This is a genomic window from Achromobacter sp., assembly GCF_032102605.1.
GTDB lineage: Bacteria > Pseudomonadota > Gammaproteobacteria > Burkholderiales > Burkholderiaceae_B > Achromobacter.
This window is the reverse complement of sequence record NZ_DAMDGT010000001.1, coordinates 163,905-185,111: the sequence shown is the minus strand read 5'-3', so window position 1 is coordinate 185,111 and position 21,207 is coordinate 163,905. Positions and strand designations below refer to the sequence as shown.

The 21,207-nt window shown below is 66.3% G+C and carries 20 protein-coding genes; 8 read left to right on the top strand and 12 right to left on the bottom strand.

Going from position 1 to position 21,207, the window contains the following annotated elements; translation table 11 throughout:
* Window positions 1-2: 2 nt before the first annotated feature.
* Window positions 3-1,250 carry an MFS transporter gene (locus tag RT614_RS00890; protein ID WP_313619632.1) on the bottom strand — a complete coding sequence of 416 codons (1,248 nt, stop codon included), beginning with the start codon at window positions 1,248-1,250 and terminating at the stop codon, window positions 3-5.
* Between the two features lie 168 nt (window positions 1,251-1,418).
* Here RT614_RS00890 and RT614_RS00885 point away from each other — a divergent pair, with 168 nt between their 5' ends.
* Both RT614_RS00885 and RT614_RS00880 read left to right on the top strand, forming a co-directional pair.
* Complete coding sequence (locus RT614_RS00885; RefSeq protein WP_313619630.1) at window positions 1,419-2,252, top strand: helix-turn-helix transcriptional regulator; 834 nt, start codon at window positions 1,419-1,421, stop codon at window positions 2,250-2,252.
* Window positions 2,253-2,490: 238 nt separating this feature from the next.
* The gene (locus RT614_RS00880) at window positions 2,491-5,064 is read left to right on the top strand and encodes a PBP1A family penicillin-binding protein (RefSeq protein WP_313619629.1); all 2,574 of its coding nucleotides are present in this window, start codon (window positions 2,491-2,493) and stop codon (window positions 5,062-5,064) included.
* 66 nt (window positions 5,065-5,130) lie between these two features.
* Here the strand turns inward: RT614_RS00880 and RT614_RS00875 are convergent, their stop codons facing one another.
* Window positions 5,131-5,844, bottom strand: coding sequence for a metallophosphoesterase (locus RT614_RS00875; RefSeq protein WP_313619628.1), 714 nt, complete (start codon window positions 5,842-5,844; stop codon window positions 5,131-5,133).
* A gap of 186 nt (window positions 5,845-6,030) precedes the next feature.
* On the opposite strand from RT614_RS00875, the gene RT614_RS00870 reads away from it, so the two are divergent.
* Window positions 6,031-7,206, top strand: coding sequence for a PepSY-associated TM helix domain-containing protein (locus tag RT614_RS00870; RefSeq protein WP_313619627.1), 1,176 nt, complete (start codon window positions 6,031-6,033; stop codon window positions 7,204-7,206).
* Window positions 7,203-7,400, top strand: a complete 198-nt coding sequence (locus RT614_RS00865; protein ID WP_313619625.1) for a hypothetical protein — start codon at window positions 7,203-7,205, stop codon at window positions 7,398-7,400. The genes RT614_RS00870 and RT614_RS00865 overlap by 4 nt, the downstream gene beginning before the upstream one ends.
* 47 nt (window positions 7,401-7,447) lie before the next feature.
* Here RT614_RS00865 and RT614_RS00860 read toward each other — a convergent pair whose 3' ends face one another.
* Window positions 7,448-8,272, bottom strand: coding sequence for an aldo/keto reductase (locus RT614_RS00860; protein ID WP_313619624.1), 825 nt, complete (start codon window positions 8,270-8,272; stop codon window positions 7,448-7,450).
* Between the two features lie 273 nt (window positions 8,273-8,545).
* On the opposite strand from RT614_RS00860, the gene RT614_RS00855 reads away from it, so the two are divergent.
* Together RT614_RS00855 and RT614_RS00850 are read left to right on the top strand one after the other, a co-directional pair.
* Window positions 8,546-10,351 (top strand): ABC transporter ATP-binding protein/permease, encoded by a 1,806-nt coding sequence (locus tag RT614_RS00855; protein WP_313619622.1) that lies wholly within the window; start codon window positions 8,546-8,548, stop codon window positions 10,349-10,351.
* Window positions 10,352-10,404: 53 nt separating this feature from the next.
* Window positions 10,405-10,791: a Rieske (2Fe-2S) protein gene (locus tag RT614_RS00850; protein ID WP_313619620.1), complete on the top strand. Its 387-nt coding sequence runs from the start codon at window positions 10,405-10,407 to the stop codon at window positions 10,789-10,791.
* Window positions 10,792-10,824: 33 nt separating this feature from the next.
* Here the strand turns inward: RT614_RS00850 and RT614_RS00845 are convergent, their stop codons facing one another.
* Window positions 10,825-11,808, bottom strand: coding sequence for a bile acid:sodium symporter family protein (locus RT614_RS00845; protein WP_313619619.1), 984 nt, complete (start codon window positions 11,806-11,808; stop codon window positions 10,825-10,827).
* A gap of 110 nt (window positions 11,809-11,918) precedes the next feature.
* Here RT614_RS00845 and RT614_RS00840 point away from each other — a divergent pair, with 110 nt between their 5' ends.
* Window positions 11,919-12,761, top strand: coding sequence for a LysR family transcriptional regulator (locus RT614_RS00840; protein WP_313619618.1), 843 nt, complete (start codon window positions 11,919-11,921; stop codon window positions 12,759-12,761).
* A 16-nt stretch (window positions 12,762-12,777) separates the two neighbouring features.
* Here the strand turns inward: RT614_RS00840 and RT614_RS00835 are convergent, their stop codons facing one another.
* The 8 genes from RT614_RS00835 to RT614_RS00800 all read right to left on the bottom strand — a co-directional run bounded on the left by RT614_RS00835 (window position 12,778) and on the right by RT614_RS00800 (window position 20,120).
* Window positions 12,778-13,311, bottom strand: a complete 534-nt coding sequence (locus RT614_RS00835; protein ID WP_313619617.1) for an OsmC family protein — start codon at window positions 13,309-13,311, stop codon at window positions 12,778-12,780.
* Between the two features lie 48 nt (window positions 13,312-13,359).
* Window positions 13,360-14,796, bottom strand: a complete 1,437-nt coding sequence (locus tag RT614_RS00830) for a cytochrome c (protein ID WP_313619616.1) — start codon at window positions 14,794-14,796, stop codon at window positions 13,360-13,362.
* Window positions 14,790-15,581, bottom strand: coding sequence for an ABC transporter ATP-binding protein (locus RT614_RS00825; protein ID WP_313619614.1), 792 nt, complete (start codon window positions 15,579-15,581; stop codon window positions 14,790-14,792). The genes RT614_RS00830 and RT614_RS00825 overlap by 7 nt, the downstream gene beginning before the upstream one ends.
* Window positions 15,575-16,594, bottom strand: coding sequence for an ABC transporter permease subunit (locus RT614_RS00820; protein WP_313619613.1), 1,020 nt, complete (start codon window positions 16,592-16,594; stop codon window positions 15,575-15,577). The genes RT614_RS00825 and RT614_RS00820 overlap by 7 nt, the downstream gene beginning before the upstream one ends.
* On the bottom strand, window positions 16,581-17,612 hold the full coding sequence (locus RT614_RS00815) for an ABC transporter substrate-binding protein (protein WP_313619611.1): 1,032 nt from the start codon (window positions 17,610-17,612) through the stop codon (window positions 16,581-16,583). The genes RT614_RS00820 and RT614_RS00815 overlap by 14 nt, the downstream gene beginning before the upstream one ends.
* Window positions 17,613-17,764: 152 nt before the next feature.
* Complete coding sequence (locus RT614_RS00810) at window positions 17,765-18,079, bottom strand: hypothetical protein (protein ID WP_313619610.1); 315 nt, start codon at window positions 18,077-18,079, stop codon at window positions 17,765-17,767.
* Between the two features lie 170 nt (window positions 18,080-18,249).
* Entirely contained in the window at window positions 18,250-19,128 is an 879-nt protein-coding gene (locus RT614_RS00805; protein ID WP_313619608.1) for an N-formylglutamate amidohydrolase, read from the bottom strand.
* Window positions 19,129-19,130: 2 nt separating this feature from the next.
* Complete coding sequence (locus RT614_RS00800) at window positions 19,131-20,120, bottom strand: tripartite tricarboxylate transporter substrate binding protein BugE (RefSeq protein ID WP_313619606.1); 990 nt, start codon at window positions 20,118-20,120, stop codon at window positions 19,131-19,133.
* A gap of 109 nt (window positions 20,121-20,229) precedes the next feature.
* On the opposite strand from RT614_RS00800, the gene RT614_RS00795 reads away from it, so the two are divergent.
* Complete coding sequence (locus tag RT614_RS00795) at window positions 20,230-21,165, top strand: LysR substrate-binding domain-containing protein (RefSeq protein ID WP_313619604.1); 936 nt, start codon at window positions 20,230-20,232, stop codon at window positions 21,163-21,165.
* Window positions 21,166-21,207: the final 42 nt, after the last annotated feature.

The following is a 21,207-nucleotide window of genomic DNA, read 5'->3' as shown; positions in this document are numbered from 1 at the left end:
GTTCAGGCCTTTGCCTTTTCCACCCGAGGCAGCAGGATGGCCACCACGCCCAGCAACGGCAGATAGGCGCACACCTGATAGACGTAGCCGATGCTCGTGGCGTCGGCCAGCCTGCCCAGCATTGCCGCGCCCAGGCCGCCCATGCCGAAGGCGAAGCCGAAGAACAGGCCGGCGATCATGCCTACCTTGCCCGGCACCAGTTCCTGCGCATAGACCACGATGGCCGAGAACGCCGACGCCAGGATCACGCCGATGATGACGGCCAGCACGCCCGTCCAGAACAGGTCGGCGTGCGGCAGCAGCAGCGTGAACGGCGCCACGCCCAGGATGGACACCCAGATCACGATCTTGCGGCCGATGCGGTCGCCGATCGGCCCGCCTGCCACCGTGCCCACCGCCACCGCCGCCAGGAACAGGAACAGGAAGAGCTGGGCCTCGCGCACCGACAGCGCAAACTTGTCGATCAGGTAAAACGTGAAGTAGCTGTTCAGGCTGGCCAGGTAGAAGTACTTGGAGAACACCAGCACTCCCAGCACACCCAAGGCGCCCAGCACCTTGTTGCGCGACAGCCCGTTGCCCGCGCCTTCGCGGCGCGCGCGGGGCTTGAGCAGGACGCGGTTGGCGCTGTACCAGCGCCCGATCCACATCAGCACCCCGATGCCGAACAGGGCGGCCAGCGAAAACCACGCAACGCTGCCCTGCCCGTGCGGAATGATGAAAAGCGCGGCCAGCAGCGGCCCCAACGCCGAGCCGACGTTGCCGCCCACCTGGAACAACGACTGCGCCAGCCCGTGCCGCCCGCCCGAGGCCATGCGGGCCACGCGCGACGATTCGGGGTGGAACACCGACGACCCCGTGCCCACCAGCACCGCCGCCACCAGCAGCCAGCCGAAGGAAGGCGCCATCGACAGCATCACCAGGCCCACCAGCGTGAAGCCCATCCCCACCGGCAGCGAATAAGGCTTGGGATGGCGATCGGTGTACAAGCCGATGAACGGCTGCAAGAGCGACGCCGCCAGCTGATACACCAGCGTGATCAGGCCGATCTGCGTGAACGTCAGGCTGAACGAGTCTTTCAGCATGGGATAGATGGCGAGCAGGATCGACTGGATCATGTCGTTCATCAGGTGCGCCACGCTGATCGCGCCCAGCACCTTGAAGGCGGTGGACGGATCCGAGGCGGCGGCTGAGGCGGCAGGGGCGGCAGCGCCAGCGGGCAAGCCGGCGGCGGGATTCTGGGCGGAATTCATGGGTGGCACGCAAAAGAAAGGGTCAGCCAGCCGGCCGGACGCCGGAACCAGCAGCCAGTGTAGAAATTCCCGGCTGGCGGGATCTGCCACTTTTCGTCGGCCAAGTGACAAAATGCGGTGATTGCGCTTTGACTTGCCCCTCTCATCCTTTCGTCGGAAGTGACACGCATGCCCGTCCGCCCTGCCGCCACGCACGACCCCGCCCGCAGCATCGACGCGCAGGACTACCAGCACCTGCCCCGCGTCGTTACCGCGATGGCCAAGGAATTTTCCGCCGGCGCCCGCACCGGCGTGCACTCGCATCCGCGCGCCCAGCTCATCTATGCGGTCGAAGGCGTAATGCGCGTCACCACGCCCAGCGGCTTCTGGGCCCTGCCGCCGCTGCGCGCGCTCTGGGTTCCGGCCGGCGTGCCGCACGGCGTGGATATGGTGGGGACCGTATCCATGCGTTCGCTCTACATTCAGGCCGACGCGGCCAAGGGGTACTGGCCGCAATGTCAGGTGATCGAAGTCAGCGGCCTGCTGCGTGAGCTGATCCTGGCCCTGACCGCCGAACCCATCGACTACCCGCTGGGCGGCCGGGTCGAGCAGATCGCCGCGCTGATTCTTGCCGAACTGGCCGCCGCTCGCGTCGTGCCGATCCAGATACCCTGGCCGCGGGACCGCCGGCTGCAGGCCATCTGCACCGCGATCCTGGACCGGCCGGGCCTGCAACGCAGCATCGAAGACTGGGGCAGCGAGGTCGGCGCCAGCGCCCGCACGCTGATCCGCCTGTTTCAGTCTGAACTTGGGCTCAATTACCGGCAGTGGGTGCAGCAGGTGCGCCTGGCCGATGCGGTGTGCAGGCTGTCGATGGGCGTGCCGGTGGCGCGGATTGCGTCCGATCTGGGATACCGCAGCGTCAGCGCCTTTTCGGCCATGTTCCACCGCGCCTTGGGCGCGCCGCCCCAACGCTATCTGCAAGGCGTCCCTGATTCGGCACTGCCGCTGAACGCAAGCTGAAAATCGGACCGTTTACTGCAACGGCCCTTGCCGTTTGTGACGGCGCGCAATACAGTGCAGGGCGCGCATCGGGCGCGCGCTCTGCGTAAGGGCGCACCGACGTTGCCTCTGCGCCCTCTCTAGCCCGTCCCCTTATTTCATCGGCACCTCGCCCGACACTGCCCACCCGCAGATTTGGTTACTGAAACCTTATTGCGCATTGGGCGGTCTATAACGATCTGCCCTAGAATCGCCTGCAATGAGCACCCCCCAGCAATCTTCCGCCACCCCGGGCGGCAAATCGGGCCTCCCCTGGAAACGTCTCCTGGTCAAAGCGGGCATCGCCGCGGCCGGCGCAGCCGTGTGCGGCGCCATCCTGCTCGGCCTTGCGCTGGCCCTGGCGTGGCCCAGCCTGCCCGACCTCCACGCGATGACCGACTACCGGCCGCGCGTGCCGCTGCGCATCTACACCGCCGACAAAGTGCTGATCGGCGAATATGGCGAAGAACACCGCAACGTGCTGCGCTTTGACGAGATTCCTCCCGTCATGCGCCAGGCCGTGCTGGCGGCCGAGGACGACCGCTTCTACAGCCACGGCGGCGTCGACTGGATGGGAGTGGCGCGGGCGGTGCTGACCAACATCGTCAAGGGTTCCAAGACGCAGGGCGGCAGCACCATCACGATGCAGGTGGCGCGCAATTTCTATCTGTCTTCGGAAAAGACCTATTCGCGCAAGTTCTACGAGCTGCTGCTCACGTTCAAGATCGAATCCGAGCTCAGCAAGGACCAGATCCTCGAGCTCTACATGAACCAGATCTACCTGGGCCATCGCGCCTATGGTTTCGCGGCCGCCTCGCGCACGTATTTCGGCAAACCGCTGTCTGAAGTCACCCCGGCCGAAGCCGCCATGCTGGCGGGCATTCCCAAGGCGCCGTCGCGCTTCAACCCCATCACGAACTTTCCGCGCGCTGAAATCCGCCAGCACTATGTGCTGGGCCGCATGAAGACGCTGGGCTACCTGACGCCGGAACAGGCCGACGAGGCCCTGAAGCAGCGCCTCACGATCCGCGGCGCGGACGGCACCAGCGCGCGCGGCTTCGCAGTGCACGGCGACTACCCCGCCGAACTGGCGCGCCAGCTGATGTACGGCGTGTTTCAGGAAGACACCTATTCCAAGGGCATCGACGTCTACACGACGATCGACTCCAAGGCGCAGGACGCCGCCTACCGCGCCGTGCGCGACGGCGTCATGGATTACACGCGCCGCGCCGTCTATCCCGGGCCGGAAGACCAGGTCGACCTGCCCGACGGCGTCGAAAAAGACCCGCAGGCGCTCGACGAGATCCTGGACGGCGTGCAGGAGAAGACGCCCGACAGCGAAGACCTCCTTGCCGCCGTCGTGCTGGCCGCCAGCCCCACCGAAGTCACCGTGGCGCGCAGCGCCCGCGACATCATCACGATTTCGGACAAGAAGGCGCTGGCGGTGGTCGCCCGCGCCCTGAATCCCAAGGCAGCCGAGGGCCAGCGCATCCGCCGCGGCTCGGTGGTCTACATCCACAAGACCGGCGACAACTGGGAAATCATCAACATGCCCGCGCTGCAGGCCGCGCTGGTGTCCCTGGTTCCGCAGGACGGCGCCATCCGCGCCATGATCGGCGGCTTCGATTACAACCGCGGCACCTTCAACCGCGTCACGCAAGCCTGGCGCCAGCCCGGCTCCAACATCAAGCCCTTCGTCTATGCGGCGGCGCTCGAACGCGGCCTGACGCCCGCCACGCAGATTTCCGACCAGCCGTTCATGCTGACGGCGGAGCAAACGGGCTCCAAGGCGTGGCAGCCCAAGAACGACGGCAACAAATACGAGCCCATGCTGACGCTGCGCCAGGGCCTGATGCGCTCGAAGAACATGGTGTCGATCCGCATTCTGCAGGCCATCTCGCCGCAGTACGCACAGGACTACCTCACCCGTTTCGGCTTCGACAAATCCCGCTGGCCGGCCGTGCTGCCGCTCGCGCTGGGCGCCGGCGGTGCCACGCCGCTGCAGGTGGCCAATGGCTACAGCGTCTTCGCCAATGGCGGGTATCGCGTCACGCCCTACCTGATCGACCATGTCACTGACCGCTCCGGCAAGGTCCTGATGCAGGCGCAGCCCGTCGTGGCCGGCGACGCCCAGGCCCGCGCGATCGACCCGCGCACCGCCTGGGTCATGGACGACATCCTGCGCGACGTCACCACCAACGGCACGGCCGCGCGCGCCCACCAGGTGCTCAAGCGCAACGACATCGGCGGCAAGACCGGCACGACGAACGACGCCGTGGACGTCTGGTTCTCGGGCTTCACGTCCACGCTGGCCACCACCGTCTGGATGGGCTTCGACCAGCCGAAGTCGCTGGGCACCAATGAATTCGGCAGCGGTCTGGCGCTGAGCACCTGGCTGGACTACATGCAGCCGGTCCTGAAGGGCGTGCCCGAATCCAAGCCCGCGCCGCGCCCCGACGGCTTGCTCGTCGACAACGGCGATTACTACTTCTCCGAATTCCCGCCGGGCCAGGCAGTGGCCTCGCTGGACCTGTCTTCGGGCGATGCGCTGACCGACTTCCTGAACAACAACCGGTCGACCGATGGCGTCGACACGTCGGTGAAACCGCTGCCGCCGGGCGGATCGGTGACGCCGCAGGACAGCCCCATCCAGCCGCCGCTGATGCCCATCCCCGTGCCGCGCGCGGACAATGCGCCCCCCGCGGGCGCACAGCCGGCGCCCGACCCGAACCCGGACGGCGCGAGCGCCAGCGCCGTCAACGGCCCGGGCACGGTGACGGCCCGACCGCTGTAATAGCCGCGGGGCTGTACGCAAAAACGGGCGCTTGAGGCGCCCGTTTTTTTGCTGGATGTCGGTCCGTCAGGCGGTAGCCGTCGCTTCGGTCACGACTTCCCGCGGCCACGCCTGCAAGGACTCCAGGTCCAGGAAGGTGAAGTACCCCTCGTTCCAGCCTTCGGTATCGATGTGGTAGACGTTGCCCAGCGCCAGCGGCGACGGAACCGGGGTGTGGCCAGCCACGACTGCCCGCACGCCCAGGATGCCGGTGCGGTCCATCTGCCGCAGGCGGTCACGCGACCATTGGCAGGCGGCGCTGGTGCGCTTGTAGCGGTCCTGCAAAGCGGACTCCAGCCGCGGCCAGAACAGCACGGGGCAATCGGCGTGCAGCAGCCCCACCGCGCCAGCAGACGTTTCAACTTCGATCGCGATCGGAAGTTTGGTGAATGCTTCGGCGAAAACCTCCTGCCGCTCGGGCGGCAGATCCAGGAACCATCCGCCCCCGTACCCGCGCCAGTTCATGACGTCCACCTGCCCCGTGCGCACATGGCGGATCGCATAGTCCTCGTGGTTGCCCTGGACGGCGTGGAACCAGGGCCGGGCCAGCCAGTCCAGCGCGGCCTCGCTCTCGGGGCCGCGGTCGACAAGGTCGCCCACCGAAAACAGCCGGTCGCGGCCAGGATCGAACCCCAACTCGTCCAGCGCCTGCTGCAGGCGGGAAAAATGTCCGTGCACGTCCCCCACCGCGTAATCGCGGCCGGACTGATTGCGGGGGACTTTGAGAAAACGCTGCTCCATGATTCGCGACTGCCACGGGAAAAAACCGACCCTTCTTTTTAACCTGCTTTGCTCCGTCCCCCAGTGTGGCCTCGTTGTCGGAAGGGTCAAAAAGCGTTACGAGAATGGCTCTTGTTCGTGATACTGTTGCCTCTTTCCCAGATCGATCCTTGAAGGGGGCCGCGCACGCGGCTCCTCGCCGTCGCCATGACAGCCGCCACCACCATCAAAACCTGGTATCTGGTCCATAAGTGGACAAGCCTGGTCTGTACGATTTTCCTGCTCATCATCTGTCTGACCGGCCTGCCGCTCGTGTTCCACCACGAGATCGAGCACTGGCTGGACGACGCCAAGCCCCTGTCCAACGTGCCGGCGAACACCCAGCCCGCCAACCTGGACAAGCTCGTCGACAGCGCCCGGGCGATGTACCCCGGCGAAGTCGTCGACTATCTCTTCTTCGACCCCGACGAGCCCCAGGTCTTCGTGGGCATGGCGAAAAAGCCCGGCGACGGACAGGCATCCGGCCACGCGATCCGCATGGATGCCCGCACCGGCGACGTGCTGCTGGACGGCCCGCTCTACACCGAAGACAAGTTTTCGTTCATGGGCATCATGCTGGCCCTGCACGTGGACCTGTTTGCGGGCCTGACCGGCGAGCTTTTCCTGGGTTTCATGGGCCTCTTGTTCTGCGTGGCCATCGTGTCCGGCGTCGTGCTTTACGGCCCGTTCATGAAAAAACTGGAGTTCGGCACCGTGCGCGCCTCGCGGTCGACCCGCCTGAAATGGCTGGACCTGCACAACCTGCTGGGCATCGTGACGCTGGTCTGGGCATTGGTGGTGGGCCTTACCGGCGTCATCAATGAACTGTCCACGCCGTTGTTCCGGCTGTGGCAGTCCACCGAACTGCCTCGCGTCCTGGAACCGTACAAGGGCCAGCCCGTTCCCACCCAGCTGGCGTCGGCGCAGCTTGCCGCGGACACCGCCAGGAAGGCCATGCCCGGCAACGAGGTGTCATTCATTTCCTTCCCCGGCAATGCCTTCGGCAGCCCGCAGCACTTCATCGCCTGGATGCGCGGCGATTCGCCCCTGACCTCCAAGCTGAACACCCCCGTGCTGATCGACGGCCGGACGGGCGACCTCACGACCGTGGCCAGGATGCCCTGGTACCTGACGGCGCTCGAGGTGTCACGCCCGCTGCATTTCGGCGATTACGGCGGCCTGCCGCTGAAGATCATCTGGGCCCTGCTGGACCTGGTGACCATCGTGGTCCTGGTCAGCGGACTCTATCTTTGGCTGGCGCGTCGCCGCGCCACCGAGGCGCGCATCAACGAGCTCATCCGCAAGCACCAGGCCGCCGCCGCGCCGCAAAGGACGCCCGCATGAGCAACGCCAAAAGCAAAGGCGGACGGGGCTTTCTGTTCGTCTGGGGCGTGCCCATCCTGCTGGGCGCCCTGAGCATTTTCGGCCTGCTCGCGGCGTTGTTGGGCACCGGCGCCTGGCATTGGGCGTCCTGGACCGCGCTGTGCATCCTGCTCGCGGTCATCGTCCGCTACTGGGCCTTTCCGCTCAAGCAATAGGCCTCTTGCCCGCCGCGGCCCGCGCGCCGCGGCAGCCGGCCGGAGCGTTACGCAAACTTCTCGGGATCCGGCCCCAGTCGCGGGCCTTCCTTGATGCCGTCGATGGCGGCCATGTCCTCGGCGGACAGCTCGAAATCGAACACGTCGATGTTCTCGCGGATGCGCGCCGGGGTGACGGATTTCGGGATCACGACCAGGTCATTCTGCAGGTGCCAGCGCAGCGTGACCTGGGCAGGCGATTTGCCGTGTTTTTCCGCCAGGTCCAGGATGACCTTTTCCTTGGTGATGTTGCCCTGCGCCAGCGGGCTCCAGGATTCCGTCACGATGCCGTGCCTGGCGTGAAAGGCCCGCAGACCGGTTTGAGTAAACCCAGGGTGCAGCTCGATCTGGTTGACGGCCGGCGTCACGCCCGACTCGTCGATCAGGCGCTCAAGGTTGGCCTGCGTGAAGTTGGACACGCCAATCGAACGCGCGCGGCCGTCTTCCTTCATTTCGACCATGGCGCGCCAGGCATCCAGGAATTTCTCGCTGCCGGCGACGGGCCAATGGATCAGGTAGAGATCCACGTAGGCCAGGCCCAACTTCTGCAGGCTTTCGTCCATCGCCTTGTGCGCATCGTCGTAGCCGTGCTTGTCGTTCCACAGTTTGGTCGTGATGAACAGGTCCTTGCGCGCCACGCCCGCCGACCGCAATCCCGCGCCAACGCCCTCTTCGTTGCCATAAATGGCCGCGGTGTCCACCGACCGGTAACCTGCCGCCAGCGCTTCCTTCACGCTGGAGGCCGCCTGATCATCCGGCACCTGCCAGACACCCAGGCCCAACTGCGGAATCCTGCTTCCGTCGTTCAATTTTATTGCGGGTACCTTCGCCATAAGACCCTCCGTAGCATGCAACACGACACTTGCGCGGCGAATACGCGCCAGGTCGCGCAACCAGGGGTGCAGCCGGACGGAACCCCCGGTTGGAAGAGAAAAAAGAAACGGGCCCGACGCGCTGCGCCCGTGCCGCATTACCGCCTTGATCCCCCCGGAGGAGTCCGGTCCGTTCCAGGGGTTATCCCTCGAATATACCGCCGGTGCGCCATAATGCCGTTCAAATGGCTTACCTCCCCTGGCGGAGCCCGGCCTCAACCAAAGCATCCGACCATGAATTCTCCTGAAGCGCGGCCCGGCAAGGGCGGCGGTTTTTCCACGCTTCGAACCCTGTTTCCCTATCTGTGGCCACCCGGCAAAACCGGACTGAAGGTACGGGTCGTGGCCGCGCTGCTCTGCCTGTTCGCCGCCAAGGCGGCCACGGTCTATGTGCCGCTGCTGTACAAGCAGGCCATCGACGAACTGGGCAAGGGCGCGCCCGGCGCCGTCACGGTGCCCCTCGGGCTGATCCTGGCCTACGGCACCGCCCGCGTGCTGTCGCTGCTGTTCTCCGAACTGCGCGACGCCATCTTCGCGCGCGTCGGCCAGCACGCGATCCGCGCAGTCGGCATGCAGATCTTTCGCCACCTGCACGGTCTGGCGCTTCGGTTCCACCTGGCGCGGCAGACGGGCGGCCTGAACCGAGCCATCGAACGCGGCACCAAGGGCATCCAGACGCTGCTGTCCTTCCTGCTGTTCAACATCCTGCCGACCTTCTTCGAGATCGGCCTGGTCTGCATCGTGCTGTGGAAGATGTTCGACGGCTGGCTGGCGCTGGCCACCGGCGCCACCGTCACGCTCTACATGGCGTACACCCTCGTCGTCACCGAATGGCGCGCCAAGTTCCGGCGCCAGATGAACGAAACCGACTCCGAGGCCAACACCAAGGCCATCGAAAGCCTGTTGAACTACGAGACCGTCAAATATTTCGGCAACGAAGAACACGAGGCGCGGCGCTACGACGCGTCGCTGACGCGTTACGAGCGCGCGGCCGTGCGCAGTCAGGTCAGCCTGTCGATCCTCAATATCGGCCAGGCCGCCATCATCTCGGTCGGCCTGACGCTGGTGATGTGGATGGCCGCCAACGGCATCGCCGACGGCCGCTACACGCTGGGCGACTTCGTGCTGGTCAACACCTACCTGCTGCAGCTCTATACCCCGCTCAGCTTCTTCGGCTTCATCTATCGCGAAATCAAGCAGGCGCTGATCGACATGGAGCGCATGTTCGAGCTGCTGGGCCAGGACCGCGAGGTCGCCGACCGTCCGGGCGCGGCGCCGCTGCATGTCTCGGGCGGCGAAGTCGAATTCCGCGACGTGCACTTCGGCTATGACGCGCGCCGGCCCATCCTGAAAGGGGTCAGCTTTTCCATCCCGGCCGGCAAGACGGTCGCCGTCGTCGGCACGTCGGGCGCCGGCAAGTCCACGATTGCGCGGCTGCTGTTCCGCTTCTACGACACCGACAGCGGCGCCATCCTGATCGACGGCCAGGATGTCCGCGACGTCACGCAGGCCAGCGTACGCGCGGCAATTGGCGTCGTGCCGCAAGACACGGTGCTGTTCAACGACACCATCCGCTACAACATCGGCTATGGCCGCCCGGGCGCCACCGATGCGGAAATCGAAGCCGCCGCCAGGCTTGCGCATATCCACGACCTGATCCAGACCATGCCGGACGGCTACGAGACCATGGTGGGCGAACGCGGCCTGAAGCTGTCGGGCGGCGAAAAGCAACGCGTGGCGATTGCCCGCACCATCCTCAAGAATCCCGCGATTTTCCTGTTCGACGAGGCCACCAGCGCGCTGGACACCCATACCGAACGCGAAATCCAGGCCAATCTGCGCGAGGTCAGCCAGGGCCGTAGTACGCTGATCATCGCCCACCGGCTTTCCACCGTGGCCGACGCGGACGAGATCATCGTGCTTTCCGATGGCCGCATCGTCGAGCGCGGCCGCCATCCCCAATTGCTGGCCCAGGGCGGAATCTACGCCGGCATGTGGGCCCGCCAGCAGGAAAGCGCCCGTGCGGCGCCGGCGGATTGACAAGCCTCGCCCCCTGTCCGAACATCGCACCCTTCGATTTCCAGGCCCCACCCATGCAGGATTCCCCTTCCCTCCCCGAAGTCCGCGTCTGCGCCGCCACCGATCTGGTCAACGGCGGCCTGGGCGTGAAGGTGCCCGTGTCCGACAGCGCCGGCCGCACCACCGCCTTCTTCGTGCGCTACCAGGACCGGGTGCACGGCTACCTGAACCGCTGCGCGCACGTCGGCGTGGAACTGGACTGGGAAGGCAGTTTCTTCACGCGGGCTGGAGACCTGATCATGTGCGCCCGCCATGGGGCAACGTACCAGCCGGATACGGGGCTGTGCGTGGGCGGCCCCTGTAAGAACGGCCGCCTGACCGTCCTGGCCGTCGAAGAGCGCGACGGCAGCGTGTACTGGCGGCCCGAGGGCAAGATCCGTCCCCTGGACGCCGCCAGCTGATTCCGCAAGGCGGCGCAGTCCGCGCTTCGCCGCCTACGCCCCTGCCGCCACCGCCTGCGCGGGCTCCTCTCGCTCGGCGTAGCGCCGCGCCAGCACCGCGCAAACCATCAGCTGCATCTGATGGAAGATCATCAGGGGCAACACCACCACACCCATCTGCGACGTGCCGAACAGCACGGTGGCAAGCGGAATGCCCGACGCCAGCGATTTCTTCGATCCGCAGAAGACCAGCGTGATCTCGTTCTCTTTGGACAGTCCCAGCCTGCGGCTGCCCCAGGTCGTGATCAGCAGCACCGATCCCAGCAGCAAGGCGTTGACCAGCACCATGGTGGCCAGGTCGATCGCCGGAAAGGCGTGCCAGATGCCCTGCGCCACGGCCTCGCTGAACGCCGTATAGACCGCCAGCAGGATCGAACTGCGATCGACCTTGGACAGCGTGCGGCTGTTGCGCTGCGCCCAGGCGCCAATCCACGGCCGCAGCAGGCTGCCCACCGCGAAGGGCAGAAGCAGCTGCAACAGGATGCGGCCGGCGTCGGCCAGGCCGTGTCCGCCGCCCTGGCGGTGCAGCAACACCGCCACCAACAATGGTGTCAGGACGGTGCCCAACAGATTCGAAGCGGTCGCCGCGCAGATGGCGCCCGGCACATTGCCGCGCGCCATGGACGTGAACGCGATGGACGATTGCACGGTGGACGACAGTGTGCAGACGAAAAGCACTCCCAGCCACAAGGAGGGCGTCAGCAGCCCGGGGAAAAGCGCGCGCAGCCCCAGGCCCAGCGCCGGGAACAGGAGAAACGTGCAGGCCAGGATCAGCCCGTGCAGCCGAACGTCCTTGACGCCAGCCACGATCGCGTCCGTGGAAAGGCGCGCGCCATGCAGGAAAAACAACAGTGAAATGGCAACATTGCTCGCCACCATCATGAACGTCGCGCCCTTGCCCACGGCCGGGAAAAAGCTGGCGAAAACGACGGTGGCGATCAGGATGAGGGTGAACTGGTCTGGCAGGAAGCGGCGCATGGCAATAGGAAATCCAACAGGTTGCGCAAACTATAGGCGCGCCCCTTGCCATCGTGAAGACCACTGATTACTTTAACTGTCATCGGCATTTTCTATGAGCGCCCACCGCCATGCTCAATCCCTTGTGGCTCAAGACCTTCGCTGCGGCCGCCGCCGCGCCCAGTTTCACCGAGGCCGCGCGCCGGCTGGGCCTGACCCAGCCCACCGTCAGCGAACACATCCGGCAACTCGAACTGGCCGTGAACCGGCGTCTGTTCCAGCGGGACACGCATTCATTGGCGCTGACCAGCGACGGCCGCAGCCTGCTGGTCCATGCCGAGATCATTCTTGCCGCCCATGAGAAAGCCGAACGCCTGTTCGATGCGCCGCGCTTGCGCGGCCGCATCCGGTTGGGGACGTCGGACGACCTGGCGATGGGTCCGCTGCCCGATGTGCTAGCCGCCTTCCGGCTGGCGCATCCCGAAGTGGAATTGGACCTGACCATCGGCGTCACCAGCGAACTCTACAAGCTGCTGGACGACAACCGCCTGGACGTCATGATCGGCAAGCGCCGGCGCGGCGACCGGCGTGGCCAGACCCTGCACAAGGAGGACCTGCTGTGGCGGGCCAAGGAAGGCCTGCGCGTGCCCTCCGACGAGCCCCTGCCCCTGATCCTGCTGCGCGAGCCCAGCGTCACGCGCACGCTGGCGCTGGATGCATTGGCGCGCGCCGGCCGCAGCTGGCAGATCGTCTGCACCAGCACCAGCTACGCCGGCTGCCAGGCCGCCGCGCGAGCCGGGCTGGGCATCACCGTGCAGCCTTCGCACCTGTCAACGATCGGACTGGCGGCGCCCGCGGGCGCGGCGTCGCTGCCCGCCCTGCCCCAGGTCGAATTCATCGTCATCTCGGCCCCCGCGCCCAACAAACCCACCCGGGCGCTTACCGACATCCTGATGCGCAGCACGCTGACCTGACGTCTTCCGGCTGCCGCTACTGCGGCGCCGACCGAGTGTGCCGCACGCTGCCTTCCAGCGGCTGCGGCTGCTTGAGCAGATTCAGGATGGGGCACCACTGTTCAACGGCCTCGTGCACTTCGCGCACGGCCTCTTCGTCCGCCGGCGACACGATGTGCGCCGTGTACCGGATGTTGTGCGGAAAGAACGGCACCTTTTCATAACCCGGCTTGCCGCCGCGCGGATCCAGGTCGCCCTCGATCGTCACCTCCAGTGACTCCAACGGCAGTTCCAGCTCGGCCGCCTTGATCAAAAAGATGTGCGTCAGGCAGCTGCCCAGGGATCCCAACAGCAGCTCAGGCGAGCTGGGCCCCAGGTCGTAGCCCGCAAAATCCGACGGGCTGTCGCTGACCACCTGATGATCCCGGATGCGGATCCGGCGCACGCCGCTGCGCCCTTCGGCGCTGACCTGCGCGCGCAGTTTCACGGGTTCCACGGTCTTCGGATCGCGGCCGTTGCGCAGCAATACGGCTGCGCGCTTCTGGTCCAGATACTCGTTCAACGTACTCATCTTTCAGACCTCGCTTGAGAAAAGACGTGCGAAGGACTCGCGGCGCGCTCATCGGTCGCGCCGCAGGTCAGCCATGGCGACGGGCGCACGATCCATCGCCAGCAATAGGTTGCCCAGACCCCGGGCCGAGGTGTTTTCCATCCGGCCCGACGGACCGCAAACGTTGTCCGCGCTGGTCCACGCCGGTGTGGTTCCCGGCAAGCGCCTCGCACGCAGCCAGCCCTTGCGGTCCACCATGAACTGGGCGCCGGCCAGGCTGTCCGGTGAAACACCGGCCGCCAGGGCGAAGGCATCCCACGCCGTAGCATCCGTCGCCACGCAATCGGCGCTCACGTCGTCAGCCCTGCCCCGGGTCAGCGCCACTGTCAGCAGGCGCGGATCCTGCGGTTCGTCCGCCGCGCCTTGCACATGCGCCACGATCCGCAACGGCAGCCCCCGTAGTCCGTTGAGCCGGGTCGCGCGGCCATCACGGCAGGCCAGATCGACAACGGGCGCAGGAACCGCCGGCATGCCTGCGCCGCCGCTCGCGCCATAGGCCAGCAGGCGCAGGTAGTCCAGTACCCGCCACGCTTCGTCCGGCCGCAACCCGGCATGGATTTCGTGCGACTGAGCCGCGGCGCCCGTCCGGCCGTCCTGCGTCAATCGCCAATACAGTTCGCCTTCCAGCCGGTTCTCGAACAGCGCCGGCCCCAGCACGCTCGGCCAGACGGTCAGGCTGGCCGCACGCGGGCCTCGCCCATCCGCCGTGGAGCCATGACAGGATGCGCAGTGCTGCCGGTACAGCCGTCCGCCCTGCAACACGTTGGCGTCGGAAAAGACCAGCGGCGACCGCTGATACGTCGTGGCGTGCGCCTCGGTCAGCATCATGCGAGGGTGCGGCCAGCTTGTCGCCGCGGCCAGCGCCGCAGACGCCGCCAGCAGCGGCAGACGCCAGCGCCGGACGAACAGCACGGACACGAAGAGGGCCAATGCGACGGCGCTTTGCGCCAGGGCCAGCCATAGACGATTCCACGTGTGCGGGCTGACAGGCAGGTCCGGTTCGTAACGCCATGCAAATGGCCATTCGACCAGTGCCAGTGTTTCGGCCGGTTGCCGCCAGACGGACATTGCCAGCACCCACACCAGCAGCGCCAGCGCGGCCATCGCGATGGCGACGCCCCGACGCCACGCGGACAGCGACGCAGCCGGCACATCGTTCCTGCGGCTGTGCAACCACGCCGCGCCCACGCAGGCCAGCAGCAGGATGCCCGCCAGCGCCAGCGCCAGATGTCCCAGACGCGAGCCGAACAGGCCCGGTGCGCCCTGCGCAGCCCGCCAGCCCATGGCCAGCACGACGGCGGACGCGGCCAACGTCCCCGCCGCCAGCCAGGGCAGGCGCAATTCGCCCCGTTCGTGAACGTCGAGCCGTCGCGCCGCCACTGACCACGCCATCATGGCCGCGCCCGCCGCGGCTGCGGCCAGTGCAAGCCCTTGCGCGCTCACCACGTCGCATCCAGCCCCAGCAAGGCCAATGCGCGATGCCGCAACGCCGCCAGGCGCGGATCGCCGCGATGGCGCGGGTACGGCAGGTCATTGACGATCTCGTCCTTGATCCGTGCCGGCCGATCGCTCAGCACCACGATCCGCGTCGCCATGAACAAGGCTTCCTCCACGTCGTGCGTCACCAGCAAGGCCGTGAACCCCGCACGCTGCCAGAGCTCGACCAATTCCGATTGCATCGCGATGCGCGTCAGCGAATCCAGCTTGCCAAGGGGCTCATCCAGGATGAGGATGCGCGGGTCGTTCACCAGCGCGCGCGCCAGCGCCGCGCGTTGCGCCATGCCGCCCGACAACTGATGTGGATAGGCTTGCCCGAATTCCGCCAGCCCTACCCGCTGCAAGGCGTCGTCCACGCGCTGGCGTTGCGTCTTCAACAGCCCGCGCGCCTGCAGGCCCAGCGCCACGTTGTTCCATACCGTGCGCCACGGGTACAGCGTCGGATCCTGGAACACCACGATGCGCGACGGCGACGGTCCGGCGATGGGCGCGCCATCGGCCAGCAGATCGCCGTGGGCCGGCGGTTCCAGCCCGGCCACCAGCCGCAGCAATGTCGACTTGCCGCAGCCGCTGGGGCCCAGCAAGGCCACGAATTCGCCCGGTTTGACGTCCAGGTCGATGCCGTCGAGCACGGGCAAGGCGGCGCCGTCCAGATCGAAATGATGGTTCACACCCCGCACGGCCAGTGCGGCGCCGCGCGCATCCGCCGTATCGCTCCTCGTCGTGGCTACCATTTCACGACTCCCTTCTGCCACGCGAGCAACCGGTCACGTCCCGCGAAGAGCAACGTGATCAGTCCGGAAAACACCAACGCCATGACGATCAGCGCGCCATACATGTTGGCGTACGACGCCCAGCCCTGCGCCCACGACAGATACCAGCCCAGCCCGGACTTCACGCCCATCATCTCCGCGGCCACCAGCACCGAGAACGATGCGCCCAGTCCCATGAACAGCCCCACGAAGACCTGCGGCAGCGCCGCGGGAATGGCGACGCGCAGCACCAGGAACCATTCATTCGCGCCCATGGTGCGCGCCACGTCGTAGTACGCGCGATTGACGCCAGCCACCCCCGACCACGTCAGCACCGTGACGGGAAACCACGTCGCCAGCGCAATCAGGAATACGGCCGCCGACCAGCTGGAAGGAAAGAAGAAGAACGCCATCGGCAGCAACGCCGTGGAAGGGACGGGGCCGAGGAATCGCAGCACCGGGTGCACCCAATAGCCCAGGCCCCGCGACCACCCAATCGCCACCCCAGTGAGAAACCCTGCTGCCGCGCCCAGCAAAAAGCCGTTCGCCAGCAACCACAACGAATTCACGAGGCTGTCGGCCAGACGCTTGTAGTCGGACACGTAGACTTCGATCAGCGACTGCGGGGGCGCGAAGAACGGGCTGGGCAGAAGCGCCAGCTTGGCCGTCGCGATTTCCCACGCCCCCACGGCCACCGCAAGCGCCAGCAGCCACGGCCCCGCGCGATGCAGGGCACGGACAACGCGCAGATTCCCGACGCCGGACACCGCCGCCAGCAGCAGAAGGACAGCCAGCGCCAAAGCCGCCACGCCGAACTCCCGCGTGTAGCCCCATGAGGTGAAACCCACCTCTACATTCGGCCAGGCCAGCGTAATGCCGCCTACTGCCGCCCACAAGGCGGCGGCAATCACGCCGGTCTTCCAGAGGCGCCATCCCGGCGCGACCGCCGGGCCCGCGCTTGCGGCGCGCGCGGTCAACGCGTCAGCCGAGGACATTGGGCACCACCGCCTGTGCATATTTATTGATGTCCAGGCCGGCGCTGAGGACCTTGATCGTCTTGAGGTCCTTCGCGTAACCGACGATCTCCTCGCGCAGCGCCGCACCCGTGGATGCATGGCCATGGCTATGGGTGCGCAGGATTGCGGCCACGCGCTCGGCGGGCACCTTGCCAGGGACGTACGGCGCAAAGATGCGTGCGGTCTCGTCGGGGTTGGACGCCGTCCAGCGCTGCGCGTCGATCACCGCGCGCGTGATGGCCGCCGCGGATTCCGGATCCTTGCGGACCAGGTCGCCACGCAGGCCCAGCACGCAGCACGTGCGGTTCTCGTAGTCGCCCTCGATATTGGTGGCCACCTCGCGCAGCTTGTTGTCCTCGCGCAGGGTGTAGATAAGCGGGTCGTCTCCCGCAATCGCGTCCACCTCGCCTTTTCTCAGCACCTCGCCGAAAAGGTCCTGCGGGTACTGGCGCCAATCCACGGAATCGGGATCGAGGCCAAGTTGCGCCACGCGGATCGCGAAGAAGTTCTTCACGGGGCTGGCCTGGTCGGACACGGCCACGCGACGGCCCTTCAGGTCGTTCACGCTTTTGATGGGCGAATCCTCGGCCGTCAGAAGGCGCATGCATCCGCCATGCGTGCCCACGGCCAGCTTCACGTCGAAGCCCTGCTCCAGCGGCTTGAGCCAGCGCAGCGCCATGCCGATGCCGCCGTCGGCATGGCCGGTTGCGATCGCTTCCAGCAGCTGGTCGGTGGACCCGCTGAAATTGATGCGCTCGACCTTGAGGTTGTATTTGTCGAAGAAGCCGCGCTCCAGCGCCACCGACACCGGAGACTGGCAGACCGCTGTCTGGCTCCACGCAATCTTGAACGTACGCGGCGCGGCATTGGCCGCCAGCACGCGCGAACCCAGCATCCCCAGGGGCGCGGCCAAACCCGCGGCGCCGGCCGCGCGCAACAGGGCACGACGCGAGATTCCCCGCGCCGCTTCAGCGCCGGTATGGACTTTCGTATTCATCAACCTTCCTCATGAGCAGACCGTGAATGGCGACGATTGCCATGCGGCATCATCAACCGGGCTCAGGGGTTCGACAAATACAAAGTCGGGATAACAATATGAAAGCGCGGGCCGCGGCGGCCCATGCGAAAGACGGCTCTTTGCGGCGCGCGCTAATCGGGCAGCGGATCGGGCACGCCGTCTTCGCTTACCGACTTGACTCGGTCCAGCGCGTTGCGCGCGGCCGACATCGCTTCGATCGTGCTGCGAAACCGCCGGCTCAGGAAGATCTCGAATGCCAGGCTTTCGGGCTCATCCGCGACGTCTTCGGCTGTGTCGTCGGCGTCGTCTTGAGCGGCGGCGGCCGGCTTGGCGCCGGCCTTCGCAGGCACCCGCCTCGTTTCGAGAAACGCGCGCGGGGGGATGCGCCCCTCGGGCTGTGTCGCATACGCGACCACAGAAAATCCATTGATGATCTTCTCAGGCATTCCGGTTTCCTATGGGCGCGTTCGAGCACGTGCGCCCCGACACGTTCGACAACGGCCCGGCGCCGGAAAACTTAAGGCAATGCGCGCACGCGGCCGTTGATGCCCGTCAGCGACCGCATAAGCCTTGGACGCGGACGGCGCAATCGATACGCGACGTCATGCAGGCGACTCTATTTTGTCGACGGAATCGCAGCCGCGCGAACGCGAACGTATGCCGCCACCTGCTCCAACACTTGCGCCAGATCGGCGCGCAGGCTGTCGAATCCCGCATTGCGCTCGCGCGTGGCCTCGTCCATGTACAACGGACGGCGGATCTCCACCTGCAGGCTGTGCCGATTCAAGGCGGGTTGGCCGATCTGCGCAATCAACTGCACGCCCTTGTAGGGATCATTGCGGGCCACGGTATAGCCCTTGTCGCGCAGCGCCGTTTCGATCAGCGCGATGAACTCCGGCTCGCAAGTTGTGCCATCGCGATCGCCCAGCACGAAGTCCGCCAGCGGGTGCTCGCTTTGACGGCCCAGCCGCTCGTACGCATCGTTGGGCATCGAATGCAGGTTCAGGTGCCACACCGCGCCAAACCGTTGCTGCACCTGCCGGATCGCCTGCGACAGCGCCGCGTGATAGGGCTCGTAATACGCATGGATCCGGTGCCGCACTTGCGCAAGCGTCAGCTTGCGGTCGTAGATCGGCGTGGACTTGTCCATCCTGCGCCAGATCAGGCCCTTGCCCAGACGCGTTTTTTCACCGGGTTCCAGCGGTTCAGGCCAGGGCTCCGCCAGCAGTTCGGGATCCAGATCCTGCAGCGTGCGATTCGGATCGATGTAGACACGCGGAAAATTCGCCGCAACCAGGGTGGCGCCCACGGCGGGCGCCGCCGACCACAACGCGTCCACGTGCGTGTCCTCGCCCTGGCGCAATTGCGCCAGCGTGGCCGCCGCCCCGAAATCCTCGGGATAGCGCTCGCCGCTATGCGGCGAATCACAGACCAGCGGCAACGCGGGTCCGGTGGGCTCATGCACGGAAACAGCGGGGAAGTCGGCAGTCGTCATCGTCAGTCAGCCTGGATGTTGGCGGTCTTGGCGACCTTCGCGTAGCGAGCCAGGGCCTGGTCGATCTGCACCTGGAACTCTTGCGGCGTCGTCGGCATCAGCGTACCACCCACGTCTTCGGCCTTCTTGCGGAATTCCGGGTCGTCCATCGCCGCGCGCACTGCCTTGTTCAGGCGGTCCACGACGGCTGGCGGCGTGCCGGCCGGCGCCACCAGGCCGAACCAGCCGCCCGTGCCCATGTCGGGGTAGCCCAGTTCGATGTACGTCGGCACGTCCGGCAGCAGGGGCGAACGCTCCGCGCCCAGCACGGCCAGCGGACGCAGCTTGCCGCCCAGCACCTGCGGCAAGGTCGACGACAGGTTGTCGGTGATCGCATCCACCTGTCCGCCCATCACGTCGTTCAAGGCCGGGCCCGCGCCGCGATACGGAACGTGCAGCAGCTTGATGCCGGCCAGCATCATGAAGTTCTCGATGTTCACATGGCCCAGCGAACCGACGCCGGGCGAAGCAAAGCTGTAGCGCTCGGGCGCGCTCTTGGACAGCGCGACAAATTCCGCCATGTTCTTGGCGGGCACGTTGGGGTTGATCGCAAAGATGCTGGGCACGGCCAGCACATTGGCTACCGGCACGAAGTCCTTGACCGGGTCGTAGTTCATCTTGCGGAACACGGCCGGATTGGAGCCGTGCGTGCTCATCGTGGCCATGCCGATCGTGTAGCCGTCGGGGGTCGACCGGGCCACCTGTTCCATGCCCAGCGAACCGCCCGCCCCCGCCTTGTTTTCGACCACGATGGTCTGCTTCAGGTCGCGGCCGGCGTACTCGGCCACCAGACGCGCCACGATATCCGTCGAGCCGCCGGCGGCAAACGGCACTACCAGCTTGATCGGACGGGAGGGGTAATCGGCGGCATGCGCAATGCCGGCGAAGGACAGCGTGGCAAACATGCCGGCAAGCGCAAAGCGCGTGGACCGGCCAAACAGGTGGCGGGACATGAGGCGACTCCGAAGTTGAAAGGTATCGAGAAGGCCGCCAGTGTCCAAACTTTACGATGTCCTTTCAAACGACTAAATTGCACGCTTCCATTACCAAAGATCATGCTCAATGCGCCTGCACTCTCCGTCCATGTCCGAGCTTCACGCCTTCATGACGGCGGCGCGGCTTGGCAGCTTCACGCAGGCCGCCGACGTGCTGTGCGTCACCCAGGGCGCCATCAGTCGCGCCATCTCCCGTCTGGAAGCGCACTTCGGCCAGCCGCTGATGCAACGCAATGCGCACGGCCTGAAGCTGACGGAAACCGGACGCAAACTCTTCGAAGGCGCGCAAGCGCCGTTGCAAGCCATCGAGGCGCTCAGCGCCGGCCTGCGGACCGATGAGCGACGGCTGCGGCTGACGCTGTCCACCGTGCCCACCCTGGCCAGCGCATGGCTGGTGCCGCAGCTACCCGACTTTTATCAACGCCATCCGGACATCCGGCTGAGCTTTGCCGCATATCGCCGCAACGAGGACTTCTCCGGCGACACGCCGGACGCCAGCATCCTGTCGGGCACCCCGGATCAATGGCCAGGATGGCAAGCCGACTACGTCATCGGACGCGAAATGGTGGTGATCTGCCATCCAGGACGGCTGGCGGCGCGACAGGCTCAAGGTATGTGGAATACGCCGCACGGTCTTCTGGGCGAGCCGCTGCTCTATCACACGAACGGCATGGACAACTGGGCGCAGTGGTTCACAGGAGCCGGCGTGCCGCGCGATTCCGTCGCATTGGCCAACGGTTTTGACCAGGTATCGATCCTGATACGCGCGGTCATGGCAGACATGGGCATCGCGGTGCTGCAGCGTTGTCTGGTGCGCGACGAACTGCAATCGGGCCGGGTCGCGGCGCCGTTTCCAGAGCTGCCGGTCCGCATTGCCCGCGGCTATCACCTTTGCGCGCCGGCGCAACGGCGCGACCATCACGCCCTGACCTGTTTCCGGGAATGGCTGCTGGAAACCGCCAGCCGGGATCCCGACGTGGTGGCGGCTACCCTCTCCCCTTGACTGCGCCGCCCCTTCAAGGCTGCCTCAACGGGTACCGCTCGG

Coding starts and splice junctions, on each gene's coding strand:
- RT614_RS00875 (WP_313619628.1), bottom strand. CDS start 5,844: ATGGAGCAGCGTTTTCTCAAAGTCCCCCGCAATCAGTCCGGCCGCGAT.
- RT614_RS00865 (WP_313619625.1), top strand. CDS start 7,203: ATGAGCAACGCCAAAAGCAAAGGCGGACGGGGCTTTCTGTTCGTCTGG.
- RT614_RS00835 (WP_313619617.1), bottom strand. CDS start 13,311: ATGAGTACGTTGAACGAGTATCTGGACCAGAAGCGCGCAGCCGTATTG.
- RT614_RS00820 (WP_313619613.1), bottom strand. CDS start 16,594: ATGTCCTCGGCTGACGCGTTGACCGCGCGCGCCGCAAGCGCGGGCCCG.
- RT614_RS00840 (WP_313619618.1), top strand. CDS start 11,919: ATGCTCAATCCCTTGTGGCTCAAGACCTTCGCTGCGGCCGCCGCCGCG.
- RT614_RS00805 (WP_313619608.1), bottom strand. CDS start 19,128: ATGACGACTGCCGACTTCCCCGCTGTTTCCGTGCATGAGCCCACCGGA.
- RT614_RS00850 (WP_313619620.1), top strand. CDS start 10,405: ATGCAGGATTCCCCTTCCCTCCCCGAAGTCCGCGTCTGCGCCGCCACC.
- RT614_RS00800 (WP_313619606.1), bottom strand. CDS start 20,120: ATGTCCCGCCACCTGTTTGGCCGGTCCACGCGCTTTGCGCTTGCCGGC.
- RT614_RS00825 (WP_313619614.1), bottom strand. CDS start 15,581: ATGGTAGCCACGACGAGGAGCGATACGGCGGATGCGCGCGGCGCCGCA.
- RT614_RS00870 (WP_313619627.1), top strand. CDS start 6,031: ATGACAGCCGCCACCACCATCAAAACCTGGTATCTGGTCCATAAGTGG.
- RT614_RS00845 (WP_313619619.1), bottom strand. CDS start 11,808: ATGCGCCGCTTCCTGCCAGACCAGTTCACCCTCATCCTGATCGCCACC.
- RT614_RS00890 (WP_313619632.1), bottom strand. CDS start 1,250: ATGAATTCCGCCCAGAATCCCGCCGCCGGCTTGCCCGCTGGCGCTGCC.
- RT614_RS00885 (WP_313619630.1), top strand. CDS start 1,419: ATGCCCGTCCGCCCTGCCGCCACGCACGACCCCGCCCGCAGCATCGAC.
- RT614_RS00795 (WP_313619604.1), top strand. CDS start 20,230: ATGCGCCTGCACTCTCCGTCCATGTCCGAGCTTCACGCCTTCATGACG.
- RT614_RS00815 (WP_313619611.1), bottom strand. CDS start 17,612: ATGAATACGAAAGTCCATACCGGCGCTGAAGCGGCGCGGGGAATCTCG.
- RT614_RS00855 (WP_313619622.1), top strand. CDS start 8,546: ATGAATTCTCCTGAAGCGCGGCCCGGCAAGGGCGGCGGTTTTTCCACG.
- RT614_RS00810 (WP_313619610.1), bottom strand. CDS start 18,079: ATGCCTGAGAAGATCATCAATGGATTTTCTGTGGTCGCGTATGCGACA.
- RT614_RS00860 (WP_313619624.1), bottom strand. CDS start 8,272: ATGGCGAAGGTACCCGCAATAAAATTGAACGACGGAAGCAGGATTCCG.
- RT614_RS00880 (WP_313619629.1), top strand. CDS start 2,491: ATGAGCACCCCCCAGCAATCTTCCGCCACCCCGGGCGGCAAATCGGGC.